35 protein-coding genes are annotated in these 19,852 nt (G+C 45.4%); 25 read left to right on the top strand and 10 right to left on the bottom strand.

Translation table 11 applies throughout. The annotated features are described in order from the left end of the window. The first annotated feature begins 48 nt into the window (after positions 1 to 48). Genes XZ46_RS00255 through XZ46_RS00245 form a run of 3 tightly spaced genes read left to right on the top strand, consistent with a single transcriptional unit; the run spans position 49 to position 3,570 of the window. Positions 49 to 1,629 (top strand): DGQHR domain-containing protein, encoded by a 1,581-nt coding sequence (locus XZ46_RS00255; RefSeq protein WP_008051689.1) that lies wholly within the window; start codon positions 49 to 51, stop codon positions 1,627 to 1,629. A gap of 44 nt (positions 1,630 to 1,673) precedes the next feature. Next, positions 1,674 to 2,855, top strand: a complete 1,182-nt coding sequence (locus tag XZ46_RS00250) for a DNA sulfur modification protein DndB (RefSeq protein ID WP_008051688.1) — start codon at positions 1,674 to 1,676, stop codon at positions 2,853 to 2,855. Positions 2,856 to 2,880: 25 nt separating this feature from the next. Beyond that, positions 2,881 to 3,570 carry an HAD hydrolase-like protein gene (locus XZ46_RS00245; protein WP_008051686.1) on the top strand — a complete coding sequence of 230 codons (690 nt, stop codon included), beginning with the start codon at positions 2,881 to 2,883 and terminating at the stop codon, positions 3,568 to 3,570. Here the strand turns inward: XZ46_RS00245 and XZ46_RS00240 are convergent. Next, a complete protein-coding gene (locus XZ46_RS00240; protein WP_008051684.1) occupies positions 3,567 to 4,412 on the bottom strand; it encodes an SWIM zinc finger family protein in 846 nt (281 codons plus the stop codon). The two genes, XZ46_RS00245 and XZ46_RS00240, sit on opposite strands and share 4 nt — an antisense overlap. A gap of 379 nt (positions 4,413 to 4,791) precedes the next feature. On the opposite strand from XZ46_RS00240, the gene XZ46_RS00235 reads away from it, so the two are divergent. Next, the gene (locus XZ46_RS00235; RefSeq protein WP_006622250.1) at positions 4,792 to 4,956 is read left to right on the top strand and encodes a hypothetical protein; all 165 of its coding nucleotides are present in this window, start codon (positions 4,792 to 4,794) and stop codon (positions 4,954 to 4,956) included. A gap of 128 nt (positions 4,957 to 5,084) precedes the next feature. After that, a complete protein-coding gene (locus XZ46_RS00230) occupies positions 5,085 to 6,011 on the top strand; it encodes an SGNH/GDSL hydrolase family protein (protein WP_006622251.1) in 927 nt (308 codons plus the stop codon). A gap of 274 nt (positions 6,012 to 6,285) precedes the next feature. Here the strand turns inward: XZ46_RS00230 and XZ46_RS00225 are convergent, their stop codons facing one another. Both XZ46_RS00225 and XZ46_RS00220 read right to left on the bottom strand, forming a co-directional pair. Beyond that, positions 6,286 to 6,498 carry a type II toxin-antitoxin system HicA family toxin gene (locus XZ46_RS00225; protein WP_008051682.1) on the bottom strand — a complete coding sequence of 71 codons (213 nt, stop codon included), beginning with the start codon at positions 6,496 to 6,498 and terminating at the stop codon, positions 6,286 to 6,288. Beyond that, positions 6,495 to 6,686, bottom strand: a complete 192-nt coding sequence (locus XZ46_RS00220) for a type II toxin-antitoxin system HicB family antitoxin (RefSeq protein WP_228116437.1) — start codon at positions 6,684 to 6,686, stop codon at positions 6,495 to 6,497. Before XZ46_RS00220 ends, XZ46_RS00225 begins: the two co-directional genes overlap by 4 nt. A gap of 622 nt (positions 6,687 to 7,308) precedes the next feature. On the opposite strand from XZ46_RS00220, the gene XZ46_RS00210 reads away from it, so the two are divergent. The 10 genes from XZ46_RS00210 to XZ46_RS33635 all read left to right on the top strand — a co-directional run bounded on the left by XZ46_RS00210 (position 7,309) and on the right by XZ46_RS33635 (position 11,554). Further along, the gene (locus XZ46_RS00210; RefSeq protein ID WP_006622254.1) at positions 7,309 to 7,563 is read left to right on the top strand and encodes a type II toxin-antitoxin system HicB family antitoxin; all 255 of its coding nucleotides are present in this window, start codon (positions 7,309 to 7,311) and stop codon (positions 7,561 to 7,563) included. A 34-nt stretch (positions 7,564 to 7,597) separates the two neighbouring features. Beyond that, on the top strand, positions 7,598 to 8,080 hold the full coding sequence (locus XZ46_RS00205) for a type II toxin-antitoxin system VapC family toxin (protein WP_006670165.1): 483 nt from the start codon (positions 7,598 to 7,600) through the stop codon (positions 8,078 to 8,080). Beyond that, positions 8,067 to 8,261: a hypothetical protein gene (locus XZ46_RS00200; RefSeq protein ID WP_006622257.1), complete on the top strand. Its 195-nt coding sequence runs from the start codon at positions 8,067 to 8,069 to the stop codon at positions 8,259 to 8,261. The genes XZ46_RS00205 and XZ46_RS00200 overlap by 14 nt, the downstream gene beginning before the upstream one ends. Before the next feature lie 370 nt (positions 8,262 to 8,631). Next, on the top strand, positions 8,632 to 8,775 hold the full coding sequence (locus tag XZ46_RS33645; RefSeq protein ID WP_155839097.1) for a hypothetical protein: 144 nt from the start codon (positions 8,632 to 8,634) through the stop codon (positions 8,773 to 8,775). Further along, the gene (locus tag XZ46_RS00195) at positions 8,772 to 9,416 is read left to right on the top strand and encodes a hypothetical protein (protein ID WP_228116436.1); all 645 of its coding nucleotides are present in this window, start codon (positions 8,772 to 8,774) and stop codon (positions 9,414 to 9,416) included. Before XZ46_RS33645 ends, XZ46_RS00195 begins: the two co-directional genes overlap by 4 nt. 25 nt (positions 9,417 to 9,441) lie before the next feature. Beyond that, positions 9,442 to 9,780, top strand: coding sequence for a hypothetical protein (locus XZ46_RS33640; RefSeq protein WP_162198552.1), 339 nt, complete (start codon positions 9,442 to 9,444; stop codon positions 9,778 to 9,780). A gap of 30 nt (positions 9,781 to 9,810) precedes the next feature. Next, positions 9,811 to 9,951, top strand: coding sequence for a hypothetical protein (locus XZ46_RS34945; RefSeq protein ID WP_162198533.1), 141 nt, complete (start codon positions 9,811 to 9,813; stop codon positions 9,949 to 9,951). A 143-nt stretch (positions 9,952 to 10,094) separates the two neighbouring features. Then, positions 10,095 to 10,424 carry a hypothetical protein gene (locus tag XZ46_RS00185; protein ID WP_006622262.1) on the top strand — a complete coding sequence of 110 codons (330 nt, stop codon included), beginning with the start codon at positions 10,095 to 10,097 and terminating at the stop codon, positions 10,422 to 10,424. Next, positions 10,417 to 10,950 carry a PIN domain-containing protein gene (locus XZ46_RS00180; protein ID WP_008051675.1) on the top strand — a complete coding sequence of 178 codons (534 nt, stop codon included), beginning with the start codon at positions 10,417 to 10,419 and terminating at the stop codon, positions 10,948 to 10,950. The genes XZ46_RS00185 and XZ46_RS00180 overlap by 8 nt, the downstream gene beginning before the upstream one ends. A 181-nt stretch (positions 10,951 to 11,131) precedes the next feature. Next, positions 11,132 to 11,554 carry a Rossmann-fold NAD(P)-binding domain-containing protein gene (locus XZ46_RS33635; protein WP_322786889.1) on the top strand — a complete coding sequence of 141 codons (423 nt, stop codon included), beginning with the start codon at positions 11,132 to 11,134 and terminating at the stop codon, positions 11,552 to 11,554. 37 nt (positions 11,555 to 11,591) lie between these two features. On the opposite strand, the gene XZ46_RS33630 is transcribed toward XZ46_RS33635, so the two are convergent. Further along, entirely contained in the window at positions 11,592 to 11,795 is a 204-nt protein-coding gene (locus XZ46_RS33630) for a hypothetical protein (protein ID WP_146743363.1), read from the bottom strand. A gap of 245 nt (positions 11,796 to 12,040) precedes the next feature. Here XZ46_RS33630 and XZ46_RS00170 point away from each other — a divergent pair, with 245 nt between their 5' ends. From XZ46_RS00170 to XZ46_RS00150, 6 genes are all read left to right on the top strand, one after another. After that, positions 12,041 to 12,688: a Uma2 family endonuclease gene (locus XZ46_RS00170; protein WP_008051672.1), complete on the top strand. Its 648-nt coding sequence runs from the start codon at positions 12,041 to 12,043 to the stop codon at positions 12,686 to 12,688. Between the two features lie 129 nt (positions 12,689 to 12,817). After that, a complete protein-coding gene (locus XZ46_RS00165; RefSeq protein ID WP_008051671.1) occupies positions 12,818 to 13,054 on the top strand; it encodes a type II toxin-antitoxin system HicB family antitoxin in 237 nt (78 codons plus the stop codon). Between the two features lie 8 nt (positions 13,055 to 13,062). Continuing rightward, a complete protein-coding gene (locus tag XZ46_RS00160; RefSeq protein ID WP_008051670.1) occupies positions 13,063 to 13,278 on the top strand; it encodes a type II toxin-antitoxin system HicA family toxin in 216 nt (71 codons plus the stop codon). A 48-nt stretch (positions 13,279 to 13,326) separates the two neighbouring features. Further along, positions 13,327 to 13,476: a hypothetical protein gene (locus XZ46_RS33625; RefSeq protein WP_167300515.1), complete on the top strand. Its 150-nt coding sequence runs from the start codon at positions 13,327 to 13,329 to the stop codon at positions 13,474 to 13,476. A gap of 54 nt (positions 13,477 to 13,530) precedes the next feature. Beyond that, the gene (locus XZ46_RS00155; protein WP_008051669.1) at positions 13,531 to 14,100 is read left to right on the top strand and encodes a Uma2 family endonuclease; all 570 of its coding nucleotides are present in this window, start codon (positions 13,531 to 13,533) and stop codon (positions 14,098 to 14,100) included. Positions 14,101 to 14,400: 300 nt separating this feature from the next. Then, the gene (locus XZ46_RS00150) at positions 14,401 to 14,847 is read left to right on the top strand and encodes a DUF29 domain-containing protein (protein ID WP_008051668.1); all 447 of its coding nucleotides are present in this window, start codon (positions 14,401 to 14,403) and stop codon (positions 14,845 to 14,847) included. A gap of 1 nt (position 14,848) precedes the next feature. Here the strand turns inward: XZ46_RS00150 and XZ46_RS33620 are convergent, their stop codons facing one another. After that, positions 14,849 to 15,016 (bottom strand): hypothetical protein, encoded by a 168-nt coding sequence (locus XZ46_RS33620; protein WP_157234408.1) that lies wholly within the window; start codon positions 15,014 to 15,016, stop codon positions 14,849 to 14,851. Between the two features lie 106 nt (positions 15,017 to 15,122). Between XZ46_RS33620 and XZ46_RS34940 the strand changes: the two genes are divergently transcribed. Continuing rightward, entirely contained in the window at positions 15,123 to 15,263 is a 141-nt protein-coding gene (locus XZ46_RS34940; RefSeq protein WP_162198532.1) for a hypothetical protein, read from the top strand. A gap of 590 nt (positions 15,264 to 15,853) precedes the next feature. Here XZ46_RS34940 and XZ46_RS00145 read toward each other — a convergent pair. The 3 genes from XZ46_RS00145 to XZ46_RS00135 all read right to left on the bottom strand — a co-directional run bounded on the left by XZ46_RS00145 (position 15,854) and on the right by XZ46_RS00135 (position 17,037). Continuing rightward, the gene (locus XZ46_RS00145) at positions 15,854 to 16,066 is read right to left on the bottom strand and encodes a 2-phospho-L-lactate guanylyltransferase (protein ID WP_008051663.1); all 213 of its coding nucleotides are present in this window, start codon (positions 16,064 to 16,066) and stop codon (positions 15,854 to 15,856) included. A 228-nt stretch (positions 16,067 to 16,294) separates the two neighbouring features. Continuing rightward, positions 16,295 to 16,795 carry a PIN domain-containing protein gene (locus tag XZ46_RS00140; RefSeq protein ID WP_008051661.1) on the bottom strand — a complete coding sequence of 167 codons (501 nt, stop codon included), beginning with the start codon at positions 16,793 to 16,795 and terminating at the stop codon, positions 16,295 to 16,297. After that, complete coding sequence (locus XZ46_RS00135; protein ID WP_008051659.1) at positions 16,792 to 17,037, bottom strand: UPF0175 family protein; 246 nt, start codon at positions 17,035 to 17,037, stop codon at positions 16,792 to 16,794. The genes XZ46_RS00140 and XZ46_RS00135 overlap by 4 nt, the downstream gene beginning before the upstream one ends. Before the next feature lie 444 nt (positions 17,038 to 17,481). Between XZ46_RS00135 and XZ46_RS00130 the strand changes: the two genes are divergently transcribed. Both XZ46_RS00130 and XZ46_RS38510 read left to right on the top strand, forming a co-directional pair. After that, positions 17,482 to 17,760 (top strand): UPF0175 family protein, encoded by a 279-nt coding sequence (locus XZ46_RS00130; protein ID WP_008051655.1) that lies wholly within the window; start codon positions 17,482 to 17,484, stop codon positions 17,758 to 17,760. Next, complete coding sequence (locus tag XZ46_RS38510) at positions 17,757 to 17,873, top strand: PIN domain-containing protein (RefSeq protein ID WP_473113732.1); 117 nt, start codon at positions 17,757 to 17,759, stop codon at positions 17,871 to 17,873. The genes XZ46_RS00130 and XZ46_RS38510 overlap by 4 nt, the downstream gene beginning before the upstream one ends. A gap of 3 nt (positions 17,874 to 17,876) precedes the next feature. On the opposite strand, the gene XZ46_RS00125 is transcribed toward XZ46_RS38510, so the two are convergent. Both XZ46_RS00125 and XZ46_RS00120 read right to left on the bottom strand, forming a co-directional pair. Then, complete coding sequence (locus XZ46_RS00125) at positions 17,877 to 18,212, bottom strand: type II toxin-antitoxin system VapC family toxin (RefSeq protein ID WP_006622290.1); 336 nt, start codon at positions 18,210 to 18,212, stop codon at positions 17,877 to 17,879. Between the two features lie 3 nt (positions 18,213 to 18,215). Continuing rightward, positions 18,216 to 18,491: a hypothetical protein gene (locus tag XZ46_RS00120; RefSeq protein WP_006622291.1), complete on the bottom strand. Its 276-nt coding sequence runs from the start codon at positions 18,489 to 18,491 to the stop codon at positions 18,216 to 18,218. 1,021 nt (positions 18,492 to 19,512) lie between these two features. Here XZ46_RS00120 and XZ46_RS00115 point away from each other — a divergent pair. After that, positions 19,513 to 19,785, top strand: a complete 273-nt coding sequence (locus XZ46_RS00115; RefSeq protein ID WP_006622294.1) for a hypothetical protein — start codon at positions 19,513 to 19,515, stop codon at positions 19,783 to 19,785. Positions 19,786 to 19,852 lie beyond the last annotated feature (67 nt).

Raw genomic sequence — 19,852 nt, 5'->3', positions numbered from 1 at the left:
GGGGACAGAAGTTTTTAAAAACCATATCAGTATAGTAGTACAATAGCTATGACGATCGCAAGGAACCCAAAAACCGAGGGACAGCCAGGGGAACTAGGACAACTGCTAACCGAGTTGTTAAATAATAGCGATCGCATTTTAGTTCAACCGACATCAATGGGAGTCACCCAAGGATATATAGGCGCAGTCAGCCTAGAATGGGCTGCCAGTCACATTGGTTATGCTTCCGAATTACCCCTATTTAAAAGCCACATTGACCCCGAAACCCAAAATATAGAAAGAGGCGCAGAAACCATTGATGCTATACTCCAGCGACCCCTAGACTGGTCACGTCAAGCCATCTTGGTACAATACCTGATTACCCACAATTGGGATCGGAAATTTCCCCCCCTCGTCGTCGTTATTAGTCCCCACTGGGTAGATAACCCGCAAGCACCACAATGGGATAAAAACGGACAAGCCACCTGTTCAGTAGCCCAATATATCCCCTTAGATGAACATGGAAAAATCGGCATCTTAGATTTATCATCTTCCGTCTCTGTCTTTGCTTTAGATGGACAGCATAGACTCATGGGAATTCAGGGAGTCATAGAATTATTAACAACCCGGAAAATACAACCCTATAGCAAACTCAAAAAACCTGTCGGTGAACCCATAACTTGGGATAAATTGCCTATAGTAAATATGCAGCCACAAGATAAACTAGCCGCCTTAAACCACGAAACCATTGGCATTGAATTTATCCCCGCCGTCTTGGCTGGAGAGACTAGACAGCAAGCACAAAGGCGAATTAGGTCTATTTTTGTACACCTTAATCAAATGGCAGTTAAACTCAGTAAAGGACAGTTAGCCGCCTTAGATGAAAATGATGGTTTTTCTATTGTTTGTCGCCAGATAGCCGTTAATCATCCCCTACTCCAAGATGAACCCGGACGTAAGCCTCGGATTAACTGGGATAGCGCCACAGTTGCCACCAAATCCACAGTATTAACTACCTTACAAGCCTTACGAGATATGGCGGAATTATATCTAGGTTGTTACCCTAAATTTCGAGGTTGGAAAGCGCCACAACCCGGTTTGGTTCCCTACCGTCCCGAACCCGAAGAGTTGGCATTAGGTACTCAGGAATTAATGAGTTTATTTGATGGTTTGGCGAGTTTACCCAGTTATCAAAAACTTACACAAGGAATGGAAACTCCTGATTTGCGAAGGTTTGGATTTGAACGTCCCCCAGGATTAGGAAATATTTTATTTAGACCCGTGGGACAAATAGCGATCGCTCATGGTATTGGCAAGGTGGTATTTCACTATCAACAACCCTTGGAAACCGTATTTCAAAAGTTAGTTAAATTTGATGCCGAGGGTGGTTTTAATCATATAGAATACCCTCAATCTATATGGTATGGCGTATTATATGATCCCAATAAACGCCGAGTCCGAGTAGCTGGTCGGTCTTTGGCTACTGATTTAATTGTTTATTTACTAGGAGAAATCACCGAATTAATGGATGAGGCAATGATACGCAAACAACTGGCTGAGGCGCGGACTTTTGAAAATAGGGCGATTAATTTTGAGGGTCGGATAGTTAAACCCAGGGAAGTAGGATTACCTGAACCTATAGATTTGTGATATCATCTAACAATAGATATAAATTCATACCAACTAATCAAACCATGGTTAATGATGAACCTACCAATAAAATAGACCATTTGGTGGCACCTCTTTATAATCAATACTTCCGCGAGAGGTGTTATTTGGGGTTGATGTGTCACCAGGGAGGGCGACAAATGATTCAAATTAATGTCCCAGCCCAAGATTTACCAACTCTCCTACAGGCGCGACCCTCCCTGGGAAATGACCCGGACTCTGGCAAAAATCGACCGGAGATTAAAGGTCATGCTGAGGAAATTAAAGACTATATTATCCAGCGTGTTCATAAAAATAAACCCTGGATTTTGGGAACACTGACAGCTAATGTTAATCCTGAAGATATCCAAATTCTTGACTTGGGTAGAGGCGTGTGTTTTGTGATAATTCCCCGTGGTCATAAGTTAGATATCACTGATGGACAACACCGCAAAACCGCGATTCATCAATTAATTGAAAGTGATTTAGGAAAGTTAATCGGTGAGGATGATTTTCCGATTACTTTGGTTTTGGAGGAGAATTTTAATCAGTGTCAGACCGACTTTAGGGATATGGCGCAAGCCAGACAATTAGATAAATCTTTGCTGGTTTCTTTTGGGGAACATTCCGGTCGCATTGGGATTACCAAAAATTTGGTCAATCGCGTTTCCATGTTTTATGGGAAAACTGAGAAGGTGAAAAAAAGCCCTTCCACTAAGCAGAAGTTGATTTATACTAATGCTTATATTGTGAATTTGGTCAGTTGTGCTTTTACTAATCAGCCGGATAATGACTTAGAAGATTATGATGTAGAAATGGCATCCCATGAATTAACTCAATGTCTGAATCAGTTTTTTTCGGAATGTCCGGTCACATCACATATTGCTAATCAGAGTGTGGATGAATTAACGGTTGAAGAAGTGGCTAATTTTAAGGAAAAATATTTATTAGGTTTTCGGGTGGGTTTGGAAATACTGGGGCGACTGTTATATATGACCTATGACGGTCAGCAAAATGAGTTTAATGGAAGTCAAATATCTGAGTTGGCGCAACTGGACTGGTCGCGGGAGAGTCGTCTATGGGAAAATAATGTGGTCACGATAGATCCTAATCCGAAAAACCCCCATAAACCCTATAAAATTTCCATGGGGGCTAGTCAGGTGAGAATTGCGGTTAATATAGTTAAAACCTATTTGGGCTGGGGTTCATCTCATCCCTATCTGAGTTAAATGTTATGGTGGGGGTAGTATACTGGTGATAGCCATTTTTAAAGATATCTTAAACCCTATGGGCGATCGCCATGAAAAAATTATCATATTTGACTTTGATGGGACTTTAGCTGATACCTTGGAAGTGGTGATTAGCATTACCAATGACCTGGCGGCAGATTTTGGATATTCCCCCACCACAGCCACTGATTTACAGCAATTACAAAATCTCAATTCTTGGCAAATTATTAAGCTGTCTAATATCTCCCTATTCAAAATTCCTAAACTCCTGCGCCGAGTCCAGCAGGAATTACAAAATAATCTCGGATCTATTTCTCTATTTCCGGGTATTCCTGAAGCCTTAAACGACCTGAAAAACCAAGGCTGTCAACTATCTATTATCACGTCTAACTCACCAAGTAATGTGGAATTTGTGTTAAACCGACATGGTGTTTTAGCACTTTTTGATAATCTGAATTCCGAGTCAACACTATTTGGTAAACACCGAATTATTAACCGCCTGCTAAAACAGCAAAATATCCCCAAACATAAAGCCGTTTATGTGGGAGATGAAACCAGAGATATCACTGCAGCCCACAAATCGCAAATCAAGAGTATCGCGGTAACTTGGGGGTTTAATTCGGCTAATGTACTGGCTCAATATCAACCGGATTTGATGATTAATCAACCCCAAGACTTACCCCCAACGATCGCCTCTCTTTTGCCGATAAATTAGCCTTCCGAATCTCGATTGAATCCCCTCAAAACGGCGCGATCGCTGACATTTTTATAAACAGTATCTAAATACTGCATAACTACATCCGCCGCCGTAGCTGACATTCCCCCATTTTTAGATACGGTAGTCCCCAGAGGAATGGAACCCAAAACATCCAAAATCGTCTCGCTTCCTGGAGGTGGTGAAATCACGACTAGAGAAGATTCTAACTGTTGGTTATACTGCCAATATCCACCCACAGCCGGAGGTTGATAACCCCTGACAGATGGGGATACTTGGGAGGTTTTTCTGTCTTTTTTATCCTCACCAGAACCCCGTATATTTCGCAATTTAGCGATAATCTCTTCTTTCAAGCGTCCCCGCAGTTGAAATAAGACAAATGGATCTTCACTAAAGCGATCGCCTAACATATAATAAACTGCACCAATATGCTTACAGGGGTTAGCCGGATCTGGACAACTACACCGAGAGTGTACTTCATCCAAATTAAAAGGAAATAGCCGCAAGCCATTTTTAGCAAATACATCCTCAATATTATAAGGCATTTCCCCCGCTAACAACTTCGCCGAAAAAATCGCCTGCTGGGATAATGTTTCAATCACATATCCCCATTCTTCCTCCGTAAAAGCATCTAACCACAATTCCACCTGATAAGGTTCCGCTTGCGTCCCCTGAACTTGCGCCAGAACCCGCTGACCAGTAAATTCAATATTGAGAACATTACCCTGTCTCGCATAATTTCTCGCCCTTTCCAATCGCTTCTTAAACCGATAGCGATTCAGAATATCTAACCATTGCTGCGTCCACCATTCCTGATTATTTTCTATATGGTAATCTGCCATAATTGGGAACTCCAAAAAATATCGTTTTATTCATTATAGACAACGGGTGAGGGTTGACAACAGCCGGGAACTCATGATAAGATATTGACATATCGTTTCAAAATAAGAATATATGCAGCCATAAAAAAAATTCCAATATTCCCATTATCTAAAGTATAGCACAGACCCCCCCAAAAGGCAACCCCACCCCCCCAAAAAAAATTTTTTCGCAACATTTCTTAATTTTTTGTTACAAAAGTTAACATAATGACCTAGTGATGGCGATAATGCGATCGCGGTAGATGGGAGGATGCGGTAGATGGGAGGATTCTGTATTCGGGGAATATTTTGGCTGAGAATTTGCGTAAATTGTTTGACGGAAATTGATAAATAATTATATTTGCCGACGAAACTTTCCCAGGCGGTGCTAGAGGGAGAAACGGAGGAGTTGGAGCGGACTCTGGACAGTAACTACGGACTGTTCGGGTTAGTAGTCACGAACTGCGAAAGTGCGATCGCCGATTGTCCAGAGCCGGAAATTCATGTCTATATTGGTCAAATCTGACTATATATGACTAGATTCTTGTTGAGACTTTACAATGCTTGGTAACTTTTGTGGATTCGCTATATCCTTGTGATACTGAAAGAATTGACCAAGCAAATTCTGCACGCGGGGACTAATTTGAGGCTGAGATGGTCAAAATTCTGGTGATAGTGATAGTTGGGGTTCTGGGAGCGATCGCTCTTTTGGAACTAGGGTTACGGGTTTTTTTTGGTTTTGGCAATCCTTTGATTTATGTATCTGATGAGGAGATCGGCTATTTATTGGCTGGTGATCAGAGTAGCAGACGATTTGGCAACCGGATTGAGATTAATCAATATTCTATGCGTTCTCATGCGATCGCCCCTACACCAGAAGATAACACTCTCCGGATCATGTTGTTAGGAGATTCTATTGCTAATGGTGGATGGTGGACTGATCAGGATGACACGATTTCTGCCATGATGACACAACAGCTTCAATCCCAACTACCAGTCAAACAGGTGGAGGTTCTCAATGTTTCTGCTAATTCCTGGGGACCCCCGAATCAATTGGCTTATGTTCAGAAGTTCGGTTTATTTGGTTCTCAGATCTTAGTTTTGCTACTCAATACCGATGATTTGTTTGCTAGAATCCCTAATCCTCACATTGTCGGACGCGATCGCAACTATCCAGACCAAAAACCTCCTTTAGCCTTGTTGGAACTGTTTAACCGCTATTTAGGACGCGATCAGCCTATCCCTCCACCTTCTCGCCCACGTCCCCAGGATGTGGTGGCTTATAACCTAGATATGATTAGAGAGCTAAATGCGATCGCTCTTCAACAGGGGGCTCAATTCCTACTGCTGATGACTCCCCTACTACGAGAAATCGGTGAGCCAGGACCAAAGGACTACGAACTTAAAGCACGCTCACGTCTGCAATCGCTTACCCAACAGGAAAATATTAAATTTATCGATTTTCTCCCACCCTTCAACAGCCACCCCGACTCCCCGAGTCTCTACCGTGACCACATCCATCTGAGTCCCCAAGGTAATCAACTCGTAAATGAATTATTACTTGAGCAACTTAATTTATAGTTAAGAGTGCGATCGCCGCTGTTCGTCGATGGGGGTTGCTCTCAGGTTTCTGCATCATCCTCATTTGAGCGGACGATACGTCGGACTCCGACGCGCGCGATACGTGGCACTCCGACGCTGGCGATCGCTTGTTTCGAGAAACCCGGTTTTTTGAAAAAACCGGGTCATCAGCAAATTGGGTTATCAATTACACCGACAGAAAGGAAGTCATGGGATTTATAAATTGAGGGGTCGATGAAGGTTGTTGTCAATGCGAGGCGATGAATTGCTTTAATTAAGTGTTGTTGAAAACATCCCAATCAATTCCCAGTTGTCGCAGTGCAGACCGTAGAGTTCCAATTTTGAGATCGCGACTTCCCCAATCCGGTAACACCGAAGCTTGCCCTGTGTTGGGATTCAACCACTTTGGGTGAGAGCCACCCCCGCGCCGGGGCAATTCTTGACAACCCAATGCTTTCAGTTTTCGGGCCACTTCGCGATACTTCATGAACTCACGACTAAAGTTTCTAGCCACACAGAATGATCGGCATCGGCAACACATAAATTTGGGGGTAAAGTTCGACCCAAATCCTCATAAATCTCGACCACGGCAGCCAGGGCATCCTGAACGTTGGCGAGGGCTTCCTCGGCGGTGTCGCCCTCGGTCAGAAGTTCTGGCAAGAGTGGGGACGTCACAGTAAATCCCCCTTCGGGTTGGGGGGAGAGCAGCAAAGGAACTTTATAAAGCATTGTTTGGAGATTCTCCTTTTGGGTTGAGTTGTATCGAATATTTTCCAGTTTTTATAACGCCTAATTTTAGCACTTGTAGCTGCTTTTAGTCAATGCTTTGAATGAGTGGCGATCGGGGCAAACGAGATAGGTGCGATCGCTCTTCGCGTAGCACAGGCATCTTGCCTGTAGTGGACCGACACGGCTAAAAATGTGCTTTCGTGTAGGGTGGGTTAGGCGGCTGAAACCCAGGCGGTGATGGCAATCTAGCAATCCGCCGTAACCCACCGTTTAAGGTGTGTCGGTTCAGTATAATCGAGAGCGTCGCTCCCATCGTGTCAACCCCCAGCCCTCATGGCTCCATCGGAATTGCTGACGACAGCGGTTGTGGCGATCGCATTCCGGCGTCCGGACACGACTCGGAAGGTGTTTGATGTGATGCCGCGAGTCAAGCCGTCCGAAGGGCGGGCAATGCTTTGGAAGCTCGAAATTCGTGTTATAATAGATAGCCGTCGAAATTTTAGAGGTGAGTTGATGCGGTCAATCAAGGGAATTTTTAAAGGCGGGTTCTAGATTTTAGGAGTGGTGTATGAATGCAAAGTCCATGTCTACTTCGGAAACAAAAATTTATAATTACACGGTGATTTGTGAAAAAGAATCAGAGGGGGGTTATCATGCTTTTTGTCCGGTTTTGAAAGGGTGTTACAGCCAGGGAGATAATTTTGAGGAAGCCTTGGTAAATATCACCGAAGCAATGGAATTATATATTGATAGTTTGCTTGAGGATAAAGAACCGATACCTGAAGAGAATCTGATCATCAAGCCTGTCCAGATCCCCCGATGAGTAATTTTCCGACAGTTAAGGCGAAAGATTTTAGATGGTTGAATGTAAAATTTACCTTGATGTTTGTTGTTTGAACCGCCCCTTTGATGATTGGAGTCAAGAACGGATTCGCATAGAAGGAGAAGCTGTCCTCAACATTCTCCATCGAATTAATGCCCAAGGTTGGCAGTTGATTATGAGTGAAACAATTGCAGCAGAACTGGAAAAAATGAGCGATTTAGAAAAATTAGAAAATATCAGAGAAATTTTGAACTTGGCTACGACGGTTGTTGAAATTGACGATGCAATCAATATTCGTTCACAAGAGTTGGAACTATTGGGATTTGGACTGTACGACGCTTTTCATGTTGCCAGCGCTGAAAGGATCAAAGCAGATGTTTTGTTGACGACAGACGATCGCCTGCTGAAAAAGGCAAGTAACAATCAAGATGGATTGCGGGTTAAAGTGAGCAATCCGGTTAATTGGTTGATGACGATTTTTCAACAAGAAGGAGGAATGACTGATGACACCTATTGAATTGAGAAGACAAGGTTATCAAGTTTTAGTTGAGAATCTGGGTCAAATTAATGCGATTCGCTTTTTACAACAGGTGGGATGGGGACATGGCGATTACACGAAAGAACGAGAAAATCTGCTGAAGTCGGTGACGCGAGATGAGTTTTGGCAAGATATTCAGAAAATTAGAAATCGCCGATAGATTGGCTTTTGCTGGTGGATTCCCGCCGCCGATTTTTGAGTCAGAATATAGGGTCAATTTATTATGGTCTTCGCACACGCTACGCGATCGCTCTTCGCGTAGCACAGGCATCTTGCCTGTAGTGGACCGACACGGCTAAAAATGTGCTTTCGCGTAGGGTGGGTTAGGCGGCTCAAACCCATGCTGTGAAAGCCATATATCAATCCGCCGTAACCCACCGTTTAAGGTGTGTCGGTTCAGTAGGGTGGGTTAGGCGGCTCAAACCCATGCTGTGAAAGCCATATATCAATCCGCCGTAACCCACCGTTTAAGGTGTGTCGGTTCAGTATAATCGGGAGCGTCGCTCCCATCGTGTCAACCCCCAGCCCTCATGGCTCCATCGGAATTGCTGACGACAGCCGTTGTGGCGATCGCATTCCCGCACCCGGACACGACGCGGAAGGTGTTTGATGTGATGCGCCGGGTGCAGCCGTCCCCACAGAAGCGCGATCGCGTTAAGCTGGAGAGCAGTTGAAGTGGGAAAAGCGATCGCTCATGTCCAATTTGGCAGTACCGGCAAATCGAAGAAAAGTTTATCTCGAAATGGCTTTGCGTCGATGCCGTCCGGGTCGGGGTAGTAGTCTAGCATTTCTCCAATCGCGAACTTGGAATCATCCCGTGACTGATCTCAGAACAATTATTCAAACGCCTTTTGTTATCGTGGGAGGAATTGCCACTCGGCTTTATATGCCCGAACGCATGACCGATGATTTAGATATTTTAATTTGGGCAGAAAATTCTGACCGCATTTATGGAGAATTAGAACAGGCGGGAAGTCAAAGGGTGGGAGCGTTAAATATTGGCGGGAGTACCTGGCAGTTATCGGATGGAACGATTCTAGACGTGCTGGAATTCGAGCAAGCATGGATTGCCGATGCGATCGCTTATCCCAACTTTTCCCCGGATGGGTTGCCGGTCATTGCATTGCCCTATTTAGTATTGATGAAGTTGCAAGCCAGCCGTTCTCAAGATCTGGCGGATATTAGCCGGATGTTGGGGGGGGCGGATGAAGAGATGTTAAATTCGGTGCGATCAGTTATCGGGATTTATCTTTCGGATGCTTTAGAGGATCTGGAAAGTTTGATCGCCCTGGGTCAATTGGAGATGGGGAATTGAATCCAATGCTTCGGAAATGCAGTATGTGCACACACGCCTTCCGATCGCTCCTTTTCCGGGCATCTTGCCTGTAGAATCGGGAGCGTCGCACCCATCCCGTCAACCCCCAGCGCTCATGGCTCCATCGGAATTGCTGACCACAGCCGTTGTCGCGATCGCATTCCGGCACCCCGACACGACGCGGAAGGTGTTTGATGTGATGCCGCCGGTGCAGCCGTCCCCACAGAAGCGCGATCGCTCTACCCACAGACTAGGCGATCGCTCGTTTTCCCGGCATCTTGCCTGTATAATTGGCAGGGTCGCAATCCTGGGCGGAACCGGAGTTATACGGATTGAGGACTGGGGCGATCGCCACTTCTGCTAATATAGGGGGTTATGGGGGGAGTAAGGGGGGATGTCGGCTGGGAGTTGGCGGTTGGCGATCGCTTTGGCGGGTGATATAATTCCGGTTGATGCCTCAATAAATTCTTTCACCGCAGGGGCAGGTGGCAAGGTGCGATCGCATTACATCACAGCCAGCCTACCACTACCCTAGCAGGATTACTGAAATCCAGGGAAATGAGGATGGCGATCGCACAGATTTTAAATATAGACAATGTAAAAATGTTAAATATTATGCGAGATATTTTTGGGCTATCTTAAAAGTTCAATTCCACAGTCATTGTTACCCCGCTTGTCATGGAAAATCTGCCGGTTAACCTAGATAATGAAACTTTAAGACAAATCGATGTTTTATCCAAAAAACAGAATTTGTCTCCTTCTCAAATTGCTAAATTAGCGATCGAATTTTGCTCCCTGCTGCCACCTGCTGTATGGTTAGCCGGTAACGTCGTTTCCGGTGCCGAAAAAGTTGAGATGGCTAATATTGTCGCCCGGGCTATTTTGGAAAGTCAGTACCATGAAGCTATACAAAAAATTCAACCGCAGCTAAATAAGGAGTGGTTAGATTCTTTGGTAACTGAAGACGATATCCTTGATGCTGCAGTTAAGCTAACTCAAGATGACTGAGACTTTAAGGTTGTGCTTGGATCTGAATATTTGGTGTGCGGCTCTGTTAGCTTCGGTGAAGGGAAGAGAGGGAACTTCTTGTCAAACTTTGGTGGACATAGTTCGACAGGGCAACTGTTTGGTTGGAAAAGTCGAGATCGTCATCTCTTGGGGAATGTTGAATAGGTTGCAAGAGGTTCTGGAAAATCGACCGGAACTTCAAGTTTTGCGGGATGATGCGGTTTTTTATGTTGAGTTAATACGCAGTTATGCTCAATTAAGCCCGCAATTAACTTTGGGAGGAACGGGAGTTATACCGATTGAGGACTGGGACGATCGCCACGTTTTAGAAACTTCTATTGCGGGTGATGCAACTGCTTTGGTGACGGGAAATTTTAGGGATTTTCTGGTTAAGGATTTAACGGTAATTATTCCACAACATCATGGCATTTATAGGTCTGCCAATCGCTCTTTTCATTTGGTTCATCCTTACTTGATGATGAATTGGATTAATCGGGGTCGGGTTCCTTCGGTTTCTGATTTTTAACAGAGGTTAGTCAAATAGCTAATGTGTGGTTGGAAAGATTATTGCTTAGGTCTGGTTTTGGGCATGGAGATAACTACTGAATAGGATTAATTGAATGACTAAATTAGTGGTTTTAATTACCGGAGTTTGAGGCGGTATTGGCAAGGCAACTGCCCAGTTTTTTCACCCCCAAGTTTGGTATGTGGTGGGGGTTCAGCCAGGCAATATGTCCGCTCCTGTAGCGGAAATGGATAGGTTTTTTCAAGCTGATGTCCCGGATGTTTCTGCCTGGGAGGAGATGGCTCAAAAGTGGCGAGGTGAAGTGGCTAGGGTGGATGCGTTGGTCAATAATGCGGCCGTCATGGTTGGTCAGCCTGGTAGTGGAAACGACACGCCAGCAGTGGGAGGGGGTGTAGTGGGTGAATTGCCTCGCTCTATTTTGCCGTGTGTCAGTTGGCCGCGTGGGGGTGCGGTGGTGAATGTCAGTCCTGTTGAAGCGATCGCCGCTTCTGCTAATATACCCGCTTATGGGGGGAGTAACGGGGGGATGTCGGCTGGGAGTCGGCGGTTGGCGATCGCTTTGGCGGGTGATATAATTCGGGCTGAGGGGTCAATAAATTCTTGAACAGCAGCGGGAGGTTGGATGAGGCGATCGTATTACATCACAGCCAGCCTACCACTACCCTAGCAGGATTACTGAAATCCAGGGAAATGGGGATGGCGATCGCTTTTTGAAAACCATCCACGGCTTCTTCTAGCTTACGGCTCGGCAGCAGTTGATTACCTCTCACTAAATCGCTGACTTCCCAGACTAAACTGATGCGGAAACCCTCCCCCATTGTACCACAGCCATAGAAATTTGTCAAGTTGCGTAAGTATCGTGATCTGGTAAAATACTGGGGTATGTGAATGTAAAATCTACTTTGATGTTTGTTGTTTAAACCGCCCCTTTGATGATGGCAGTCAAGAAAGGTTCAGGCTGGTTGGCGAAGCTGTTATCAACATTCTCTATGGAATTCACCCTCAAGGTTGGCAGTTGATGATATGTTGAGAGGGAGCCAGAACCGAGTTGTTTGATGGGGGGAATCAGTCATAAAATCGGAGGAGCTATATGTTAAGTCAGGAAACTGTTAAGACTAATCCGACGGAAGAACAGAAAAATTCCTTGACTTTAGAGGAGTTTATGGATTGGTATCCGGATGGTTATGAGGGTCGATTTGAATTGCATGATGGGGAGATTGTTAAAATGCAGCCGACTGGAACTCACGAAAAAGTGGCAGGTTTTCTGGCATCCAAAATATCAATTTACATTGATAGTTTAAATTTGCCATTTTTTATCCCTCGCCAAGGACTAATTAAAGCCATAGATTCTGATAAGTCGGCTTATATTCCCGACGTTATGGTATTAGATGATAATGCCCTAGAAAAGGAGCCTCTGTGGACAAAGCGATCGACGATTACTCAAGGTGCGAGTATTAAATTAGTCATAGAAGTCGTCAGTACAAATTGGCGGGATGATTATTTGATGAAGCTGGCAGAATATGAAAAATTAGGGATAGGCGAATATTGGATAGTTGATTATTTAGGGCTAGGAGGCAGGCGCTATATTGGAGACCCCAAACAACCCACTCTTTCGGTTTATAATTTAGTTGAAGGAGAGTACGCGCTCAATTTATTTAGAGGTGAAAATGTGGTGGCTTCGCCAACTTTTCCCGAACTCAATTTGACCGCCGAACAAATATTTAAGGCAAGGCAGTAGCTGAGGATAACGGTTATGACAATAAGTAATACAAGAAAGACCATGCCCCAGATAGTTGGGCTTTGCTAGTATCAATAATTACAAGAATTCCCAAACTTTTGGACTTGCTTAGATTCTCAAGTGTCAATTATGGAAAAATTGCTGCAACTGCATATTGAAAAATTACCTGAAGGTGTTTATTTAGCAACCAGCGATGCTTTGCCTGGTTTAGTTGCTCAGGGAGAAACTCTGGCTGAAACTTTGGAAATAGCTCGTGATGTAGCCGTTAAGTTAATAGAAGCTCGTCGTGAAAGACAACTTATGAATTGGGAAGGTTTACAAACTCTTGCCGAAAAGTTTGATTATCCATTGATTATTAATGAATAATTTGTTTGATGGGAAGATTGTCAGGATTTCGCTATCGAGAAATTGTGAAAAAGTTGAAGACTTTTGGGTTTGTTTTTGACCGCCAAGCTGCTGTTAGTCACGAAATTTGGTACAACCCAGATCGGAATTTATATACCACGATTCCTAACCATTCGGGAGATATGCCAGAGGGGACTTTGCGGGCAATTTTAAAGCAAGCTGAAATCCGTCCAGAAGATTTTTGAAATGCTTGATTTAAATGAAAAATGGGGATAAGACTGAGGATGATATTGGTGCTAATTTATTTACAAAATGGGGGAGGGGGGATGTGGGCTGGGAGTCGGCGGTTGGCGATCGCTTTGGCGGGTGATATAATTCCGGTTGAGGGGTCAATAAATTCTTTCACAGCAGGGGGAGGTTGGATGAGGCGATCGCGAGATTGAGTACCCAGTAAAAAGGAATCTCCACATTAATCCCACATTGTTAGGAGGTCAAACGTGGTTGCAGTGAATCCATCGGTCACAAAAGTTTCCTTAGAGGATTTTTTAAAACTTCCTGAAACCAAACCTTATTCTGAATATCTCGATGGAGAGATAGCACAAAAACCGATGGCGCAGGGAGAACATAGTATTATCCAAACTTATCTATCTGCCAGAATCAATGACATTGGCAAAGCGAACAAGGGGGCTTTAGCATTCACAGAGTTAAGGTGTACTTTTGGCGGACGTTCTCTGGTGCCTGACATTTCTGTTTTTGCTTGGGAACGCATCCCTAAGACGGAACAAGGAAGAATTCAAAATCGCTTTGAAGTTTGTCCGGATTGGGTGATTGAAATTTTATCTCCTGAGCAATCGGCAAACCAGGTAATTAAAAAGATTATTTTTAGTCTCAAGCAAGGAACAGAGTTGGGATGGTTAATCGATTCCAAAGATGAGTCAGTTATGATATTTAAACTCAATCAATTTCCAGATATACCCTCAAAGGAGGAATTTTTACCGGTTTTAGAGAGTGTTAAAGAGATGCAGTTATCAGCTACAGAAATTTTTAATTGGCTGAAAATTGAGTGACCGAACTAAATGTTATAGCGAGGTAGGTGAGATGGCGATAAATGTGAGTTCGGTTCATGCGATACGTGGCACTTCGACTATGCGATAGGTGCTACGCACACGCTGCGCGAACGCTTGTTTCCAAAAACCGAGTTTTTCAAAAAAATCGAGTTTCTTAAATTTCGTTTTCTCGTAATATGGGATGGCGGCGATATGTGGCACTCCGACTATGCGATCGCTCATAGTGTGGTCCGGGCATCTTGCCTGTATAGTTGAGGGAGGGACAAAACTTTATTTTTGTTGACAATGGGAGGTAATCCGATGAATAATGATGTTTCAGATCTTTATGAACAAGATTATTATCTTTGGCTTCAAGAAACCTATCAAACACTTGAGAAAAAAGAGATAAATCGACTTGATTTTCCGCATCTAATGGAGGAAATTTTAAGTTTGGGAAACGAACAAAGACGAAAAGTATCTAGCTATTTAAGACAACTGTTGATTCATTTATTGCTTTACCAATATTGGGAATCGGAAAGGCGGCTTTGCGGTAAGGGCTGGCAAAATGAAATTGATAATTTTCGGTTTGAACTGGAGTTATTGCTAAAGTCTCGAACTTTGTATAATTATTTCTTGCAGGAGATTGAAGAAATTTATGTCAAGGCTAGAAAGCAAGCCATCAAAAAAAGTGAATTACCCCCGGAGATTTTTCCGGAAAGGTGTCCTTTTACTGCCGAGAATTTGCTGGACTCTGAATTTCTGCCCTAAATCAACTATTTGAGCTGACGACACCCATTGTTTCGATCGCATTCCCGTACCCCGACACGACGCGGAAGGTGTTTGATGTGATGCCGCTGGTGCAGCGGTCCCCACAGAAGCGCGATCGCTCTACCCACAGACTAGGCGATCGCTCGTTTTCCGGGCATCTTGCCTGCATAATTGGCAGGGTCGCAATCCTGGGCGGAAGGGGAGTTATACCGATTGAGGACTGGGGCGATCGCCACTTCTGCTAATATACCCGCTTATGGGGGGAGTAAGGGGGGATGTCGGCTGGGAGTCGGCGGTTGGCGATCGCTTTGGCGGGTGATATAATTCCGGTTGAGGTCTCAATAAATTCTTTCACAGCAGGGGGAGGTTGGATGAGGCGATCGCATTACATCACAGCCGGCCTACCACTACCCTAGCAGGATTACTGAAATCCAGGGAAATGGGGATGGCGATCGCTTTTTGAAAACCATCCACCGCCTCTTCTAGTTACCGCTCGGCAGCAGTTGATTACCCCTCACTAAATCCCTGACTCCCCAGAATCAAGTCTATATAGACCGGTTGGATTAACCCAGGGATTATACCATCATCAGGATATGCTGGCGAAGGATTTTAATCAACCCACAATCAACTACACTTGTCAAGTACGGATAACCGAATGCTTTATTCCGGCAAACCGAATGCCGCTCGCTCTAGGTAATGCGATCGCCCGAGTTGTGGGGATATCTAAATTCAAATGAGGGTGACTTACAATGTATTGATAATGTCAGTTTTAGCAACTCCTTTGTGTCGGGAAATTGCTCGTAAAATACTATTGAGAGTTCCCAGTCGCAAAGAGTTATGATTGGGAATGCTAATCCTTTGATGGTGGGGCAACTCCGTTTCTAAAATAATGTGGCTCCCCTGTTAGTGAACCACCTCATAATCCCATTGGCGACAGAGAATGTCTGCCAAATGAGTCCCTTTCATATCTCTGGGGATTTTCATCGATAATTTGGATCGATCTACATTACTGGATGACTAAGATTTCTTCTTTGACTAGATGTAGCTTGACATTGGGACAGCTAGGTTGGTCGAAATAATAGCCTTTGACGGCTTCATTGACATGGACTCGCAACGCTTCCCAATCATCACCCTGAGTGAAGATATCCTCGGTCAAACATTCGGCTACAAATCCGCCATCTTCTTCCTGATACACTTCAAAAATGATGACTGAATTCATTTTTATCATCCTCGTTCATGGGTGACATCAATCCTAAAAAATGGTCGCTATTTTCATTCAAACTTTGACCCATAAGGAGCCTGTTCGGTTCCGATCATACCACAAGCTGATCGTTAAAGTGTGCGACGATCGCATTCCGATCGCACCCATCGTGTCAACCCCCAGCCCTCATGGCTCCATCGGAATTGCTGACGACAGCCGTTGTGGCGATCGTATGCCAATTGTTTGCTATTCTTCTGCCAGTTTTAAAAAATGTTGATAGAGTTTGCTCTCTATCCGAAACTTCGCATCTTCGATCAATTGATCGATTAAAGGCTGTACGGCGGGAATCGCCCCTTGATGTTTGGCTTGTAGTAAAACACCCAGCAATCCGGTTACTTTTAATTGATAATCAGTTGCCAGCGCTCTGCCTCTCCGTTCATCCATGAGGAGTAGATCGGATCTCAATTCGAGAGCCAGTACGATCGCTTCCGCTTCTCCGAGATGAATGTGCCGTTGGGCCGCCAAAATTTCGTCAACTTGTCGGGTATTTTGGACGGGTCGAGTTACAATCCAGGGCAATGTTTGGACTTCGAGAGTGCCGGGAACGGGTTCGTCAGTTCCGGCTGGGGTCAATTCATTATAAACGGCCACGGGAATGGTGATTGTTCCATAAAGTAAATGTAGCAGATCTAGTTTTTCTATGGCTGCGAGATTGGTAATTGGGGAAGTGTCGCTGACAACAATCATAGGAGTCCCAGTGTTTTTAGGGTTTGTACATCTTGATTGAGTTCCTCAACGTCATAATTCAGACATAAATCTCTTTTGGCGAGTTCGTGCTGAAATTCTAAAACAGTTAAACCCAACCAAGCCCGCACTTGTCCGCTGCTAATTTTGTTTTTTTTGTACAGGATTAATGCCAAATCGATCTTTAATTCATCTTCGCTGACTTCGGCGGCTTTTAAAATCTCTTCGGGAATGAAAATACTCATAGACTCTCCCTTATTTCTTTGCTTTAGATTATACCACGACAGTTTCTAGAACGCCGGGGATTAGGCAGGGTTGAAAACCCACGCCCCAGTCAATTTCCAAAAGTGTGCGACGATCGCGTTCCGATCGCTCTTCGTGTAGCACGGGCATCTTGCCTGTATAATCGGGGGTGCGATCGCGCGACGCGCACGCTACGCGATCGCTGGTAGTGGACCGACACGGCTAAAAATGTGCTTTCGTGTAGCTTTTGTGTAGGGTGGGTTAGGCGGCTGAAACCCAGGCTGTGATGGCAATCTAGCAATCCGCCGCAACCCACCGTTTAAGGTGTGTCGGTCCAGTAGTAGTGTGAAACGATCGGTCAAAATCTTTCGGCTCAGAGCCCCCAGAATTGGGGGTTTGGGGGCGAGAAGATTTTCGGCTCATAGTATTGAATCGGGTTCGGTGAAATGAGCATTTTTGTTGAATTTCCAGAACAGTTGTTGGTGGCTTGTCGGGAAGAACCCGAAGGGTTTAAGCGACGGGTGATGATTTTGACTTTGGGTCAACTCTATGAAGAGGGTAAAATTTCTTCGGGGGTGGCGGCGGAGGTTTTGGGATGCAGCCGTTTGGAGTTTTATCGTTTGATTGGCGAACGGGGATTTGCCGCGATCGACTACACCGAAGCTGAGTTTGAAGAGGAGGCGAAAACCAGTCGAGAATTGGCCGATAAATTGAGGGATCGATGAAGGTTGTTGTCAATGCGACGCCATTAATTGCTTTGAGTCTCATCGATCGCTGGCAACTGTTACCCCGGTTATTTGATGAGATTTTGATCCCGCCCACGCGATCGAACGGTTGAAAATTAACCAGTAATTAAACGGTCTTTTAGTTCTTCATACTGAGGAAAAACAGAATCTAGACTGACCAATGAAGCCTCATGTATGAGGGCGGTTGCAATGATAATCCGGTCGGCTGGATCGCGATGATGCTCCGGTAGTTGAGACGCTTTGATCGCAATGGGGCGATCGACGGGTAACACCTGAATGTCTCCTTCCAGGGCGATCGCCAAACAGGAAATTGCACTGATGGCAATACTGTCAGCCGTTTCTATCTCCTCGATTAGGTTTTCAGCAAGGGCGAAACGACCCGACTGGGGGTTGTGCCAGCGTATCCAAATGTGAGTATCAAGTAATAGCATGGCTCAGGAGGATTCCCAATCGGAGTCCGGGGTGGTGGGTGCGATGAGATCGTCAAGTAAGTGAACTGTACCCGCCAGTTTTTCAGAAGGTCGGCGACGCGGTGGAGTTGTCACCGATTCCTGGGAGCTGATGGGGAGAACGATCACTTCATATTGTTGGTCGCCGGTCAGTGACGGGGGGAGATCGATAATCAGTTGCCGATTGACGGGTTGGGTGATGATTCGCAGAGCTTCCATTACGGCTTTCAACTCAGTTTGAATGGGTTTAAATTTTAGCACTTAATTGTCCCGACTGTTTGTTATCAACTCCGAAAAGTTGGCAGAAACCAGATACGATGCGATGGGTGCTTCGCACAGGCTGCGCGATCGCTCCCATCCTGTCAACCCCCAGCGCTCATGGCCCCATCGGAATTGCTGACGACACCTGTTGTTGCGATCGCATTCCGGCGCCCGGATATGACACGGAGGGTGTTTGACGTGATGCGGGGGGTGAAGCTGTCCCAACAGAAGCGCGATCACACCGGATATTGACTCCTGTAACTCAGTCGGCGCTCTATTACATATTTTTAAAAAATTGTCAAGTGCAAATAACCGAACACTTTATTCCGGCAAACCGAACGGCAATTCGTGCTACACTCACGCTCTTCGTGTAGCACGGGCATCTTGCCTGTATAATCGAGAGCGTCGCACCCATCCTGTCAACCCCCAGCGCTCATGGCCCCATCGGAATTGCTGACGACACCTGTTGTTGCGATCGCATTCCGGCGCCCGGACACGACGCGGAAGGTGTTTGACGTGATTCGGCGGGTGAAGCCCTCCCAACTGCCGAGGACGGGCAATGCTTTGGAAGCTCGAAATTCGTGTTACAATAGACATCGGTCGAAATTTGAGAAGTCAGCACCCCCGGCTGAAGCACGGGGGCTTCGTGCCCTCCCCTTCAGGTAGCTGACCAGCTTAAGCCTTAACTGGCTACGTTCAGAGCAAGAGTTAAAGTTCCTACCCGGGAATGCGTGCTAGTTCCCGGCTCATGAACCGAATCGTTAAACAGTCCTAAGGGGTTAAGACAGTGCGATTGGGAAAGTACCGACTCTGAACATTAGCGTTCGTGCAGCGTGCGCGTTAGCGCAAGCGCAAACATTACCCCGCAAGGGAGTCGGAGCCAACCATAGCTCCATGGAGGGGCAACCATACCCCTCCACCCCGCAAGGGGGTGCTGGCGGCGGTCATCCGCTTGAGTCGGTTTTCCTCTCCGCGATCAATCACGGAGCTTCCAACCCTCCCAGGAGTTTTACGTGAGTTGATGCGGTCAATCAAGGGAATTTTTAAAGACGGGGTTATTCATCCAAGCGAACCGATTTCTTATCCCGAATTGAATCCGGTTATTATTACTTTTCTGGATGCGTCAACCACTGCTCCGGCTCCGGGAGTTTCTTCGGAACCGTCTGAATCTGGGTGGGATGGATTTTTATCGGTGATAGAAGCGTGTCAAATGGAAACGGGAATCTCTGATTTGGCACATCGACGCGATCGTTATTTATATGGTACGCCCAAGCATGATGAGCAAGAGACGTAAAGTTTTTGTGGTTACATCGGCTTGGATGTCTTTGATGAACAACGGCGACTTACATAAGGGGCAAAAC

It is taken from the genome of Limnospira indica PCC 8005 (assembly GCF_000973065.1).
Lineage (GTDB): Bacteria > Cyanobacteriota > Cyanobacteriia > Cyanobacteriales > Microcoleaceae > Limnospira > Limnospira fusiformis.
This window is presented reverse-complemented; position numbering and strand designations above follow the sequence as displayed.